Origin of the sequence: Paracoccus pacificus (assembly GCF_042680785.1) — a bacterium.
Lineage (GTDB): Bacteria > Pseudomonadota > Alphaproteobacteria > Rhodobacterales > Rhodobacteraceae > Paracoccus > Paracoccus pacificus.
Genome location: NZ_JBHUEN010000048.1, coordinates 1 through 14,570 on the forward strand (window position 1 = coordinate 1; position 14,570 = coordinate 14,570).

Below are 14,570 nucleotides of genomic sequence, written 5' to 3' on the forward strand. Positions count from 1 at the left end.
CCATGCCCCTACCGTCGAACGCCTCCCGCGTCATACCCCGACCGCCGCATTGCTGCAATTTTTAGAGGCGCCCTACCGATTTTGGTGCTCCCCGAAGAGCCGGATCGCATTGATGAGCGCCTTGGACAGTGGCTCAAAGATCACCTCCAGAAACGTCGGAACACGGTTCGGTTCCTGATCCCTCGGAGCGGGACTTCGAACGCTTTCTATGATCGTGACCTTCTTGTCCTCGCTAGGGCGGAAATGAAGGCGCAGGAATGGGGCGCGCAGAATGCGGAGTATCGTAAACTGCAGTCGAAATACCAAGGTGAGCTGCGGGACATTCTCAAGAAGCGGTTTGATCGTTTTGCCGTGCTGCACAGTTGGAACTTTGGCGACCCGTCGAAATGCGAGTTCCATATCGAGACACTTCGCGAGCAAGGAGCGAAGGTTCCGGAAGCGATTGAAACCGCGATGACGAACGACTTGTTCGTCCCTGAGGATTTTGAACACCTAGTGCTTGAGGCCGCAACCAATAACAGTTCGGTCGGCAAGCTACTTAAGGAACTGCAAGAGCCTCGCCCGGCAGGCCAGGATTGTATCCCATGGTTGGGCGAGACGGCCATGAAAGAGCGGATCTTGCGTCTCTGTGCCAAAGGCAAGATCGCGATCAACCTTCGAGGAATGGAGTATCTTCAGGCCCAGTCAGGCGAGGACGAAGAGACCGCGTGGCGACGCCTGCGGCCGAAGCTTTCGTACACAGGACGCCAGCTTGACGAGGTGTTCATCTTGCCGCCGTCTGCTGTTCCCGCGACCGGGGGGGCAAATCCACAGCCAGCTCCGGGAACGCCCCCCCCTAGCGGGCTCTTCGGCGGGGGCACAGAGCCGACGCCTGCGCCTCCCGGAGGAATGTCTGAGAACCCGGGATCAGTACCAGGCGCGCCGGACCCGATGCCGCAACCTGGTGGCGGCATCTTCGGTGGTGGTGCCAGCTCTGGCGCGCCTCGCATGCCCTTTGCCGCACCCGCGACCTCGCCGCTGAACCTTATCGGGAAACTCGAAGGTTGGGGAATTGGTCCAGCAACGCCTGTGAAAGCCGTCACCATAAAGGTGGACGCTGCGACCGGTGCCCAGCTGAAGGAACTCCTCAAGAAACTGCCTGATGGCATGACGTTCGAGTTGTCACTCGACAAGGAGGACAACTGATGGCGTTGGACTTGGAAGCGATTGCGGGCCTGACCACAGCTCCTGATGATGCGGCTTGGGCCACGATCATCGAGCGCGTCATGGCGATCTGCGGAGCACCGCTAGATGCAGAAAAGGCGCCTGGAGAAGTGACCCGACGGGATCGTGCCATCGGCGAGATCGACCACTTTTTGTCTTCAGCGGCATGGGGGTTGTGGCAGACCTTTGGGAACGCCGCCCCGCGGAATGCTGACAAGATCGTTGAATGGTGGTCCGCGCCTTACAGCGCCAAGGCCATCTTGATTCTCGATGGGCTTAGTCTGCGAGAAATGCCTTGGCTTCTCGAGGGCGCAAAGGAACGCGGCTTTGTTGTCCACACCGCTGCCGCCTACGGTGCGGAAATTCCGTCGGAGACGAATGCTTTTGCCAAAGCGCTAGGCTTCGGAAGCCGGAGCCAGCTTCAGAACAACGGTGGTGGGCTCGTCCACAAGCTGGCGCCCGCCAGAACAGAGACGATTGACCTTCCTTGGAAGGACTGCGCCGGTCTGATCGACGCCTCGCCAAACTGGGTGTTCTGGCACCAATGGCCGGATAGCAAGCTGCACGACGGTGCCGGTGCCGGTCAGGGTCTGGATCTCCTCACGCGCGACATCGCAACGCAGTTGACCAGCGATGATTTCTGGGAGTTCGTCGAGCGCCTCGCGACCGGTCGTCGTTTGGTCATCACCTCTGATCATGGGTATGCCGCCACGGGGCTGTTCCATGATGCGATGGACGAACAGGCGTCCTTCCTCAAGGGCGCGCTGAAGAGCGGGCGGCTTCTATCCGGCGACGACGATCCCGGTCCCTTTGTCCCGCCCGTTGCCCTTTCGGTGGATAGCCAGCACGGCAAGCACCTGCTCGCGGTCGGACGCTGGAAATGGAAAAGCCAGGGCGGCTACCCCACCCTCGCGCATGGCGGCTTGTCCCTGCTCGAGATGCTCTGCCCGTTTGTTGAATTGACGAAGTAAGGAATTTACGCCCATGGCGACCAAGAAAGAACAAATTGCCCAAGAGGTCGCGCGTGCGGTTGGTGCCGGCAAAGCCGTCGCCATGGAAACCGTCGATTTCAGCGATCCGAACCGCCCCAAGACCTGCCTCGAGGTGGATTTCCCGATCCTGCCGATCAATGAAGTTGCCAAAGTGGAAAGCTCCTCTGGCGCTGGAAGAAAGCCCGTTTACACAATGAGCAAATGGTGGGCACGGCGGCCATCAAGCGTTTTCAGATCAATGCTCTTGTCCGCGACAACGAAAGCGCCTGAGTCGGAGTTCGAAGCATCTTCTGTCATCTTCAACAACGTTTATAAATCTCACAAATCCAACCCAAATATGCGGAAAATTTCCGTACTAGATCCATTCATGGGCGGCGGCACTACGGTTGTTGAAGCCGCGCGACTTGGCCTCGACGTCATCGGAAACGAACTGAATCCTCTTGCTTGGTTCATCGTTAAGAATGAGCTGGCAATCATTGATCCCAAGGAAATAGAGGTCTTACTCGCCGATATTGAGAGCGATGTTAGGCCGGAAATTGCTCCGTTCATCGCATGCGATGGCCCGAACGGCGAGAAAGGCATCTGGACGCACAAGCCCTCGGGCAAGGTGATGGATGCGGATTTCGACCCACTGGCCTTGAAGCCCGAGGAGCGGAAGGACTACGCCTACGACGGGCCCGAGATCATCTACACCTTCTGGGCGAAACACGGGCCCTGCCAGGTAACAGGCTGCGGCCACCGCACGCCGATAATGACCAATCCTGTGATGGCGGTGAAAACGCTGACCGTGAAGCATTGGGCGCACAAATGCCCGTCATGCAGTGAGCGCTTCGAGATCGAGGATGCCGAGGCGCGCATGGCGCCCGACGTTCCGCTTTATGTCGCGCCCGACGAAAAGCCCTATTCGATCCTCGATCCGAAAGGTCGGGTACTCTGCCCCCATTGCGGCCATACCGAAATGGTGAAGCTCGACAAGGGCAAGAACAAGAAGGTCGAACTCACGCTCTTGGTCCATCCTGAATGGCTGGCAGGCAGCCCTAAATCTGCCCCGGATGGCAGTGAATATGGCGGAGCACCGCAGGATGACGCGGAATCTACCCGCGCCTGGAATGCCGAGCGGGCGAGCCACATTCGTCTGTTGGAGGTACGCGGCAAGCTCCCAGACACGGTAACCTGCCCCGAGACTAAGGTAACCTTCTCGACCGGAAAAGAAGGCGGCACAGTTCCGAAACGATCTACCTTCACCTGTGCATCCTGTGGTTCGCAACAGGATGTGATGAATTCGATCCGCGACTCCAAGAAAGGCGGCCCAGTAGCGGGATACTCTATTCAAGGGTTCGCACCGAAGCGGGCGGCTTCTTCGTTGCCTTATCGAGGGCGTTTCTTTGCGCCATTCAATGATAAATTTTCAAGGCAATACAGTGCGGCGGTTGATGAGTGGGAAAATAGGAAAGAAGGCGACTTGGCTGATTTTTGGCCAAGAACCGAAGTTCCATTTGGTTTTATGACCGGAATCGCAAATAGCGACATTCGGGAGAACTATGGGTTCACACATTGGTGGACAATGTTTAACCCTCGCCAGCTATTAATATTGGCTTTGCTACTTCGAGCGATTAGTCAATCCGGAGGCGAAAAACACCGACCAGAAACGCGCGAATATGTCCTAGGATCTTTTCTGCGATATCTGCAGCACCAGAATATGTTTTGTTTCTGGGACATTCAGCAGGACTGCGTAGCGCCCAGTTTGAGCAATGCAAACTTCCATCCAAAAGCTAATCTTGTGGAGAACAGTGTGTTCTCTGACCTTGGCCGAGGAAATTGGCGCTCATCGCTCTCGACACTTTTTGAAACGCAGGAGTGGCATCGTAACCCTTGGGATCTGGCAAGTGTTGAACGCCTCACTAGCCTAAATCCGCGACTTGAAGGACAATTAACCGGTAAATCAGAACAGATTCCTGTGGGGGATTCAATCTCGAACATCCCCCGAATTACTTGTTCGTCGTCTACGGATCTGGCTAATATCGCAAACGAGAGCATTGATCTTGTGATTACTGATCCGCCGTTTGGAAATCTATTGCATTACTCGGAGCTTTCTGAATTTTTCTACTCGTGGCTCCGCCTTGCGTTGAAAGAGAGTTATCCGACGCTCTTCACCAGTCCCGAGGTCCCCAAAGCACTAGAGGTAGTATCAAATCGCGCGCGAGAGCCTGAAGACCCAGATGGTTTCTACCAGCGGCTTTTGACCGCGTGCTGGTCTGAAGCATATCGCGTACTGAAACCAGGTGGCCTTCTCGCTTTTACCTTCCATCATAGTGCGGATGATCCTTGGATTGCGGTCTTGGAATCGTTGTTTGATGCTGGATTCTATCTTGAGGCTACCTATCCCATTCGTTCTGACGAAACGAAAGGCGACGGGCAATTCGGCTCCAAGACCATCGAGTACGACATCGTGCATGTTTGCCGAAAGCGCACTCAAGAGCCCAAAGCCGTCAGCTGGGCCCGAATGCGCCGTGAGGTTTTGGCAGACGTCCGGCAGGTGCAGGGGCTGCTAGAGAACCACGCCCGTCGCGGTCTGCCGGAAGCCGACATTCAGGTCATCCGTCGCGGCAAGGCGCTCGAATACTTCTCGCAGCACTATGGGAAGGTCTATGTCGACGAAGGCCGGCCGATTTCGGTCAAGGATGCCATCGTCGGTATCAACCAACTGATCGACGAAGATGCCAACAAGGCCTCCGAGCCGCCGCCGGTGACCGCAGAGCCGATTACCCGACAGTTTCTGCGCATCTTCGACGGCAAGACTGAGCTCGCTCGGGACCAGATGCAGAAGATGCTGCGCGGCTCGGGTATCGCGCCGGATGAATTCGTGAACCGCGGCTGGGCTCGCGAAGAGAAAAAGATGTTCTACCTCAACGATCCGCTGGCAATCGCGCAGGATTGGCAGGGACGGCACCGGCGCAAGCTGTCGGCCGACCTGGACCAAACCTTCGTTCTGATGGGGGCCTGTTATGACGGCAGCGGCATCAACGCGGCCGACACGCTGAAGAACGAGAACTTCAAGCCGCACGCGGCGCTGAAGAGCCTTCTCGAGTGGATGAGCAAACGGGGTCAGACGCAGCAGATGCGGAATGCGGCCTCGCGGGCACTGAGCATCTACAACAACTGGGCTGCCAGCAACAAAGAGCAGGTCCGGCAGCTGTCGTTCTTCTTGGAGGATTGAGCATGAAACAGGTGCTCGACAGCGTCTGGCAACGTCGGGGTGTCAGCTGGATTTGGGACGACGACGCCTTCGCAAAGGTTGCGCGGGCGAGCGAGGTCTACAGCCTGCGCCAGCTGATGCTTGCCACAAAATCGTGGCCGGATGACCTGCCGAGCAATGGCGGTGACACATTGGTCGTGGCGGGCCTTGATGCCTGCCTCGATCTTCTGTCACCCACAGACGCCGATGCCTGGCTTAGTGGCTCCCTGAAATCGGCGATCCTCTCTTTCCAGGATTTCTACGATGGTCAGGCATCGCTGGTGTTCTGGCTGCCCAACGGCCAGAGGCGAATGCCCATCGACCTGGCAACCGATGCCGTGCGGTGGCGGTGCTCTGCGCCATTTTCCAGCGAGACGATCGATTTCGGACGGGTCTTGTGGGGAGAGGCACGGGAGTATCCGCAAGAAATCATTCTCTCGCAGGGCGGCAAGTCGGTCGGCCTATTCCATTTGAGGATCACCTGATCGTGCAAATGGAACCGACTACCTTCGGCCCCGGTGAGCGGATCACCCATCTCGATTTCGGCGCTGGCGTCGTGCTTGAAGCACCTCGCGACGGCTACCTCCGTGCATTCTTCAGCATCGGAGAGCGCCGCGTTCCGATCGCTAGCATCCAGAAAGAACTGTCGCGCACCGAGCGCATACTTCGATCAGTAGAGGGCACCGCCGAGCGGGCACGATCCGTCTGGCTATCCTATGAGGCTCACGCACTGCCCGTGATGGAGAGCGCGTCCGCGCTCACGTCCGCGCGGATCGACCTTCTGCCCCACCAGGTCGTTCTGACACATCGCATCGCAACAGCCTCGCCTCGTCGATTTCTTATCGCCGACGAAGTCGGTCTCGGAAAGACAATCGAAACCGCGCTCGTGCTCCGTGAATTAGCAAGCCGCGGTGAGCTTGATCGTGCCCTGATGGTTGTGCCTGCGGGCCTCGTAAACAACTGGCACCGGGAGCTGAACGAAGTCTTCAACCTGGACTTCGAGGTCTTTGGGTCGGAAGGCGATATCACCGACCGCAAGACTAACGCTTTCGCGAAACATGACCGGCTCATTGCCAGCATCGACACGTTGAAGCGGCCAGCCCGCATCAAACGCCTGTTGGAAGCTCCACATTGGGATCTTGTTGTCTTTGACGAGGCGCACCACCTGACCGCCTATCGAACGGGTGGGAAAGTTCGGAAGACGGAAAACTACAAACTCGGCGAGGCTTTGAAAGGTCACACGCGAGACCTCCTTCTCCTCTCCGCGACGCCACATCAAGGAAATCACTTCCAGTTCTGGATGCTCGTCCAACTGCTAAATCCCACGCTCTTCGGCAGCCCTGAGGAGATGTTGGAAAATCGACATCGCTTGAATACCGTGATGTTCCGACGGACCAAGGCGGATGCTTGCCGCCCGGATGGAGACCCGCTTTTCGCACGCCGGTGGGTACATACAGAATCCTTCCTGATGGGTGACGAGGAGCGACGCTTTTATGAGCGGCTGCGCGAATACCTCGAAGAAGGTTTCGACCTGGCCAAACGAAAAGGAAACCAAGGGCGAGCCTTGGGCTTCCTCATGGCGATCTTCCAAAAGATTGCAGCGTCCAGCTTCGCTGCCGTGAGGCGAACGCTCAAGCGACGTATGCTCATGCTCACCCTGCAAGAGGCGCTTTTGCGGGACAAGGAGCTTGATATTGAAGGTCGCGAGCGACTGTTCGATGAAGCGCGGGAGCTGATTCATGCCGAATGGAGGCTTGAAAGGGATCCGATCGGGAAAAGTGAAGTCGACCGGATAATGGCCGACCTAAAATATAGGCTCGCAAAGAAGTTGGACGAGGAAGCGCTGGAGATGGCGTCCGATCCTTATGGCTCGGAATTTGCGTCCTCTCATATGGAGGATGTCGCCTCGGCAGCGATCGACCTGCATCTACCGGAAGAGCGGTTGCGAATTGCAGACTTGCTGTCGGTTTTTCCGGTGCAGCGTGAAACCAAGGTGCAGAAGCTACTCGACGGCCTTGGCACCTTGTGGCGTCAAAATCCCAACGAAAAGATTGTGATCTTTGCCACATATTTGGGAACAGTGGACCTCTTGGCCAGTGAAATCGAGGCGACATATCCCGGTCAAGGCGTCGTAGTTCTCCGTGGCGGTGATCACGGCGCCAAAGCCTCTGCTGAACGCCGCTTCAAGTTGAAGGATGGGCCGCGTGTAATGGTCTGCACCGCAGCAGGCCGCGAGGGCATCAATCTGCAGTTCGCACGCATCCTTTTCAATTTTGACCTGCCCTGGAATCCAATGGATATGGAACAGCGGATCGGTCGAATTCATCGATATGGTCAAGCGCACACCGCGCAAGTCTACAACTTGGTCCTTTCAGATACGATCGAAGGGCGCATTTTTCTTCTGCTTGACGACAAGCTTACGGAAATCGCGAGAACGCTCGGGAAAGTCGACGACCAAGGCAACGTCGCAGAAGATCTGCGTTCTCAGATACTTGGGCAGCTGTCAGAGCGATTGAACTACGATCGGCTTTACCAAGAGGCTCTGGGTGACCCAGAGCTGAAACGGACCGCAGTTGAACTTGAGGCGGCCTTGGCAAACGCACGCGAGGCACGGGAGGTAGTATTCGACCTCTTCCAAGATCTCGAAGGCTTCAGTCTGGATGATTACAAGCCGTTCTCCGATGTTTCCACGGGTTTGGAGCGATTGGTTGATTTCTTGTCGGTGGCCATGGCGGACCGGAATTTAAGGCTCTCGAAGGTTGATGCAGAGACTATCGATTTACTTACGGTCGATGGTGCCCGCCGCATTCGATTTACTCTAAACCGCGATGTCGCAACTTCCTCCGAAACGTGCGATCTCCTGGGGCTTGATCATCCGGCGGTCCAGGAGGAACTGGGCAGGTGGCGTTCGCTCAATCCGAATTTTCTGGGAGTAGCCCTTGAGGGGAATGGAATTGAACCAGCCATCCTCTCGTTGTGGCTTGTGGAAGCGACCAACGGTCAAGGTGAAAAACGGACAACCATACAATCCATCGCGGTCAGCCCTGAGGGGACAAGGCTTCCTGCAATTGAGCGCCAGGTTGATCAGGTGCTCAGGTTGTCGCCCTCTCGACCTTTCCTGGACGAGGATGAGCGGATCAGCATCTTCAGCAAGACCGTCGAGCCGTCCCTTCAACGCGAGCTCAAGCATAAGGGCACCGCAGCTGGAAATGGAAGCTACTCTGCGGAACTCATTGGCTATGTTGAGATTACTTAGCTTATGGTTATCATTTTCGGATAGTGTTTAGTCTTAACATTGCGCATCGCGTCTCTATGCTTCTCAGGCTTGCGTTAGAAACTCAACGGTTTAGATATTCATTATGCACGTGGCAGATGGAGAAGATTCGGAATCATCTGTGTGCTTATGGGATCTGTTCAGCCACTTTCGCTTCCAAATACGCCGTCCCTTTTCTACGCCACGGCATCCTATTCACCGCACAGGGCTGCTCAAGACCTTCCATGCGATGACATTCCGCGCTTCCATTGTCCCACCCCCTTTCGGGGCATGGGATTATGGAGACGATGGCGGCCAAGCGGAACAGGATCAATATCGAGGTTACACCCTCGACCGGACCGGAAACGGACCGCCACGATCCTGCGCGCAAAGATGCTGCCGTGATGTCGCTGGGTCGCCTGATTGGGCGTCAGATCGCCCGCGAGCAGTTCGAGCGTAAACTGGCAGCGGAACGCAAGGCACAACGGCACCTGCGTAGCTGAGCTGCAAATCCTCTTGCATTTATACGTGTAATACGTATTATATAAGCAGACCTATTCTCCTGGAGTCTGCGATGCCAACCACAACCTCCCTCGAATTCCAGCGCAAGTTCGGACAGTATCTGAACGAGTCTCACCGTGAGCCGGTAGAGATCACGCGACATGGCCGGCGCGAGTTTGTGCTGATGTCGGCTGCCCAATATGACGAGTTGCTGGCAGCGGCGCAGCGCAGCGGCAAAGCCGTCGAGGCCGCATCCAAACCTGAACGGAATTAAGATACCTCCCCCGACACGGAGCTTGAAAGGACTGCCGATATGACCCGCGTTGCGCTTTATGCCCGATATTCTTCCGACAATCAGCGCGAGGCGTCGATCGAGGACCAGTTGCGCATCTGCCGCGAGCAGGCGAAGCGCGAGAAGTGGAAGATCGTCGGAACCTACAAGGATGCTGGCATCTCCGGCGCAAGTATGATCCTGCGCCCCGGCATTCAGGCGCTCCTGCAGGACGCGCAGGCTGGACAGTTCGACATCGTGCTTGCTGAGGCACTGGATCGCATCAGTCGCGACCAGGCTGACGTCGCTACCTTCTACAAGCATCTCAAATTTGCAGGCGTTCCGATTGTCACGCTTTCGGAGGGCGAGATCAGCGAGCTTCATGTCGGCCTCAAGGGCACGATGAATGCGCTGTTCCTGAAAGACCTTGCCGCCAAAACCCATCGCGGCATCCGTGGCCGCGTCGAGGACGGCAAGTCAGGCGGCGGCCTGTGCTTTGGCTACAATGTCGTCAAGCAGCTCGATGCGCGCGGTGATCCCATTCGCGGCGACCGGGAAATCAACGAAGCCGAAGCGAATGTTGTCCGGCGCATCTTCCGCGAATTCGCCGCCGGCGTGGGTCCGCGCACCATCGCCCGCACATTGAACGAGGAAGGGGTCCCCGGTCCGGCTGGCAAGCTCTGGAGCGACACCACCATCCGGGGCCATGTGAAGCGCGGCACGGGGCTGGTGAACAATGAACTCTATATCGGCCGCCTCATCTGGAACCGGCTTCGCTACATCAAAGATCCATCGACCGGAAAGCGCGTCTCACGCCTGAACCCGGAATCGGAATGGATCATCAAGGATGTGCCGGAGCTGCGTATTGTCGATGACGAACTCTGGCATTCGGTCCGTGTCCGGCAGGACGAGATCGCCGAGAAGTTTGCCAACGTCACCGAAGCCGTGCGCAAACACCACAAAAAGAACCGTCTGAACGGCACACGTCGGCCCAAGTCCCTTCTGTCCGGCCTGGTGTTCTGTGGATGCTGCGGAGGCCCCTACTCGCTTCGCGGCGCTGATCGGTTCGCCTGCTCGAACCACATCAGCAAGGGCGCCTGTTCAAACAGCCGCACGATCCCGCGTGAGGAATTGGAAGCCCGCGTGCTTTCCGGCCTGAAGGATCGGATGATGGCGCCTGAGATCGTCGAGGAGGCGATGCGCGCCTATGCCGAGGAAACTAATCGGCTGAACCGGGAGCGCCGTTCCAGCGGCGATGCCTGGAAAGCAGAACTGGTGAAGATCGAGAAGCAGATCCGCGGTATCATCGAAGCGATCAAGGCCGGCATGTTCCACGAGAGCATGAAGGCAGAGATGGACACGCTGGAAGCGCGCAAGACCGAACTGAACACCCTGCTGGCCGACGCGCAAGAGGACACACCGGACATTCTGCCGAGCGCCTCGGCGATCTATGCGAAGAAGGTTTCTGACCTGACGAAGGCGCTCAATCGCAAGGAAGAGCGGCAGGAAGCGGCAGAGACATTGCGTGGCCTGATCGAGAGGATTTCGCTGACACCAGGGCCAGAACGGGGCGAGATTTACGCAACGCTGCACGGCGAACTGGGCACGATCCTGAACTGGACGGAGCGGCAAGCCCTTGGAAAGGCTGCAAAAACAACAAAACCCGCAGCGGATGCTACGGGTTTGTCGGTATCAGTGGTTGCGGGGACAGGATTTGAACCTGTGACCTTCAGGTTATGAGGGCTACCCCTGGACCCGAAATAACTGCGTGATTTCCGATTGTTAGCTGATTTTCGAGGTCGCAACGTCGGCGTCGTGTCGCACGGAACAGCCGCAAACTGTTGGGAGAAAGCGGAAATCCTGACCAGCCTGGCAGCTACATTGCCCACATCAAACAGGTTACTGATGCCGTCTGCCACATAAAAATGGCGGCACCGAAGTGCCGCCTAGGTTGGTTAACAAAGATTCCGCCTGCCGAGCCGCTAACGCATGGCGCGACAGACCACACCCGCCTTCAGGTTACGTCGGCAAGCTGCGCCAATGGGCGCAGACATGCTCGATGCAACCGAACCGACGGCGCGTGTAACGCCTGATCCAGATATGCCCGATCATGCCCTTCTCCTTTTTGGGGAAGAGGGTTTCACTTGATGCGGGCCGAAATTTGTGGAACACTCTGGTCGTTGAAGCGAGGATGTCCACGGGCTTCGGCCCGCTATGATGTCCACCTATATGGGAAGCCAAACCTGCCAGGGTTTGGCTTTTCCTGTTTAAGGTCCCCCGCGTCGGGCGGTTGTCAACGCGACGGACCCAGGTCTCTTCTCATTGTAGCCTCCGTGGCATCTTGGCGGGACTACCCGCAGTCGGAAATATATCTGATGCGTGGGCCGCGCGCAAGCGTAGCGCATACAAAAATCCGAACGTAAGCCAGTGCCGTTTGAAACGTTGTTTGGCCACGCGGATCGTGCTACATACCCGACTACAAGAAGGAGGCCACCATGAACGCAATAGAAAAACTCCAGTCTGAGCGTCAAAGGGTAGTGGCGCGTCTGGCCGAAATCGACAGGATCTTGGGCCAGTATGAAGAGTTACAGCGTATCGCTGAGAGCTACCTCGCCTCTGGCGCTTCGCATACAGCAGACAGCGGAACGGTTACTGATTCGGTGAAAACGCAGGCGGAGGCGCAGCGTGAGCCTAGCGTCACCGAGCCCAATTTGCCTCGTGTAAAGAGCCCCAAGACGCCGATGGTCGAATTTGAGCGTGTCGTAATTGAGCTGCTTTCCGAAGCCGAAGTGCCGCTGGATCGGTCCGCGCTCTACAAGGCGCTGCTCGACCGTGAAATCGTCATCGGAAGCCCGGATGAGAGTTCCGATCTAAATACTCTGTCTGCGCGCATGTCCCGGATGAAGGACAAGGTTGTAAACGTAAGTGGCCACGGCTACTGGCCGAAAGACCGAGCGTTCCTCCCCGGCGGCTATGTGCCCACGGGAGTGGACGACATGCCGTCTCAAGATGCTACTAGCGAAAGCGGTCTGGTCTGATCCGGAAAGCCCAAGCGCCTCGGATGTGGTTTCCGCTTTGGTCTACGTTTGTCACAGTCAAGGAACAGACTTTCGTGCACATACATCCATGGAACGTCGCTCGCAACCGGACAACTTATTGTTATCCCAGCAGCTTCGCCTCGACCATGGCCATCGCCTTCTGGTGATCGGGTGAGGGGAACAGGTGGCCGTAGCGTTCCATAGTCATCTGGATGGAGGAGTGGCCGGCGAAGGTCATGATCTCCTTGATCGAGAAGCCTTGCTCGATCCAGAGCGACACGGCGAAGTGCCGCAGGTCGTGCCAGCGCATCGTAACCTCGACCTTTTCCAAGAGCTTGCGGAACCGGGCCTGCGTCTTGGTGTGCTGCAGGATCCCGCCCTGCGGCGCGGGGAAGACCAGATCGAGGGCGTTCTTCGGGCAGCGCAGTTTCCAGCGACGCAGGGCGTTCAACACCATCGGCCCGGCCGGGATGTCGCGGAAGCCTGCCCGCGATTTCGGCTCGCCCATCTGGTTGTAGGCGTCGGCGCGCTGGCGGATGTGGATGAAACCCCTGTCGAAATCCACGTCCTGCCAGCGCAGGCCCCGCAGTTCGGAGGCGCGCAGCCCGCCAAGGGCCGAGACGATCAGGTGCGGCTTGAAATCCTCGTCGGCGGCCTCGATCAGCGCGCGGATCGCCTCCTTGGTCGGCACCGGTGCCTTGTGCTCGATCCGGCTGGACTTGATTACCCGCACCCCTTGGGCGGCATTGGTGAACAACTGGCCGTTGTCGATGGCATGATCCAGCGCCAGCTTCAGCACCGACAGCGCGCGTCGGGTCAGGTGTTCGGACCGACCGTTCAGCAGCATCCGGTCGCGGAACTCGTTGACATGGCGTCGGGTCAGTTGGGCGATCAGCTTGTCCCCGATGCCGATCTCGGACGCGGTGATGTGCAGGCGCACATAGTCGCTGTAGCCCCGCAGGGTCGAGCGTTCCATCCGCCGCCCGGTCTTGCAGCGCACCTCGCAATGGTCGAGCCAAGCCTTCGCGGCATCGGCCACCGTCGTGCTGTCACTGTCAGCCAGATAGGTGTGGTTGGCTACCAGCGAGCGGACCTTCACCAGATAGACGTCGGCGTCCTTGCGGCGCGGGAACAGCTTGGACCGGCGTTTGCCAGCCTGATCGGTGAAATCCACCTGCCAGCGGACCAGGCCCGAGGGCAGCGTGCGTTTGCGGATCGTGGCCATCATTTACCTCCGTGAGCGTAAGAAACGGGAGCAGTTGTCAAAGCCCGTTAATTGGTGATATGAACCGTCTCAGATGCACTTGCAACGGATTGTTGCGTGTGTAAAGCCCTAGTTCATGATCGGAGCCCATGACAATGACAGCCAGCGAACGGAACGGTGCGGAAGCGCCCGAACCGCTCTTCCATGGCGACGCGGAAGCGGTGGCGGCGTCGGGGATGCCCCTGCCCAGCCTGCGTGTCCTGCAAGCTGCCGGTGCCATTCAGGCGCAGAAAACCCCCAAGGAGCATGGCGGCTTCAAGCGGATGTGGCGCGAGGAGGATGTGCTGATCGCCTCGATCGGTGCCGCGATCAGCGAGCACTTCGCCTGGAACATCCGGATCGTGGCCGAGGCCATGGCCAAGACACGCCCCGGCACATGGTCCGCGCTGACGGCCTCGATTTCGGAGACAATCTCACCCGAAGATGGACCGCTGGTGCGATCAAGCCCGGACGACTGGTATCTCGACCTGATCGACCGGAAGTTCCTGTTCCTGCGACTGCCGCCGCTTTTCGCCACCATCTTCCACGACGCGCCGCCGGGAGAGGCAGACCTCACCATCGGCTACGCGACATCGAAGGACACCTTTCAGATGCTGCCGTGGCTGCTGGGCCATCCAGAGGGGCGCAGCAAGCTCGCCAAGATTACCTCCCCGGCACAGGCCACCGCCGCCGAACGCATCTACAAGCTAGCCATCGCGACCCGCGCCAACGCGCTGAGCACCGCCAGCATCAACATCAGCATGCAGGTTCGCGCCGCCTGGCGCCGCCTCCACGGACTTGACGCCCACTTCCTGCAGGACGCCCTGCGCTAGA

The 14,570-nt window shown here is 58.0% G+C and carries 10 protein-coding genes and 1 pseudogene; 10 read left to right on the forward strand and 1 reads right to left on the reverse strand.

The genetic code is table 11. The annotated features are described in order from the left end of the window. The 9 genes and pseudogenes from ACFSCT_RS16865 to ACFSCT_RS16905 form a co-directional block, all read left to right on the forward strand. Nucleotides 1-1,185 (forward strand): annotated as a pseudogene (locus ACFSCT_RS16865) (DUF499 domain-containing protein); the annotation flags it as partial. Continuing rightward, entirely contained in the window at nucleotides 1,185-2,174 is a 990-nt protein-coding gene (locus ACFSCT_RS16870) for a hypothetical protein (RefSeq protein WP_379144742.1), read from the forward strand. The pseudogene ACFSCT_RS16865 and the gene ACFSCT_RS16870, both read left to right, overlap by 1 nt. A 13-nt stretch (nucleotides 2,175-2,187) precedes the next feature. After that, nucleotides 2,188-5,412, forward strand: a complete 3,225-nt coding sequence (locus ACFSCT_RS16875) for a DUF1156 domain-containing protein (protein ID WP_379144744.1) — start codon at nucleotides 2,188-2,190, stop codon at nucleotides 5,410-5,412. A gap of 2 nt (nucleotides 5,413-5,414) precedes the next feature. Then, entirely contained in the window at nucleotides 5,415-5,915 is a 501-nt protein-coding gene (locus ACFSCT_RS16880) for a hypothetical protein (protein ID WP_379144747.1), read from the forward strand. Between the two features lie 8 nt (nucleotides 5,916-5,923). Then, on the forward strand, nucleotides 5,924-8,686 hold the full coding sequence (locus ACFSCT_RS16885) for a DEAD/DEAH box helicase (RefSeq protein WP_379144749.1): 2,763 nt from the start codon (nucleotides 5,924-5,926) through the stop codon (nucleotides 8,684-8,686). A 305-nt stretch (nucleotides 8,687-8,991) separates the two neighbouring features. Continuing rightward, complete coding sequence (locus ACFSCT_RS16890) at nucleotides 8,992-9,186, forward strand: hypothetical protein (protein WP_379144750.1); 195 nt, start codon at nucleotides 8,992-8,994, stop codon at nucleotides 9,184-9,186. Nucleotides 9,187-9,257: 71 nt separating this feature from the next. Then, nucleotides 9,258-9,458: a type II toxin-antitoxin system prevent-host-death family antitoxin gene (locus tag ACFSCT_RS16895; protein ID WP_374628937.1), complete on the forward strand. Its 201-nt coding sequence runs from the start codon at nucleotides 9,258-9,260 to the stop codon at nucleotides 9,456-9,458. Between the two features lie 39 nt (nucleotides 9,459-9,497). After that, entirely contained in the window at nucleotides 9,498-11,195 is a 1,698-nt protein-coding gene (locus ACFSCT_RS16900) for a recombinase family protein (RefSeq protein WP_379144752.1), read from the forward strand. Between the two features lie 755 nt (nucleotides 11,196-11,950). Continuing rightward, the gene (locus ACFSCT_RS16905; RefSeq protein WP_379144754.1) at nucleotides 11,951-12,493 is read left to right on the forward strand and encodes a hypothetical protein; all 543 of its coding nucleotides are present in this window, start codon (nucleotides 11,951-11,953) and stop codon (nucleotides 12,491-12,493) included. Nucleotides 12,494-12,614: 121 nt separating this feature from the next. Here the strand turns inward: ACFSCT_RS16905 and ACFSCT_RS16910 are convergent, their stop codons facing one another. After that, nucleotides 12,615-13,721: a site-specific integrase gene (locus ACFSCT_RS16910; protein WP_379144755.1), complete on the reverse strand. Its 1,107-nt coding sequence runs from the start codon at nucleotides 13,719-13,721 to the stop codon at nucleotides 12,615-12,617. Nucleotides 13,722-13,852: 131 nt separating this feature from the next. On the opposite strand from ACFSCT_RS16910, the gene ACFSCT_RS16915 reads away from it, so the two are divergent. Further along, nucleotides 13,853-14,569, forward strand: coding sequence for a hypothetical protein (locus ACFSCT_RS16915; RefSeq protein WP_379144757.1), 717 nt, complete (start codon nucleotides 13,853-13,855; stop codon nucleotides 14,567-14,569). Nucleotide 14,570: the final 1 nt, after the last annotated feature.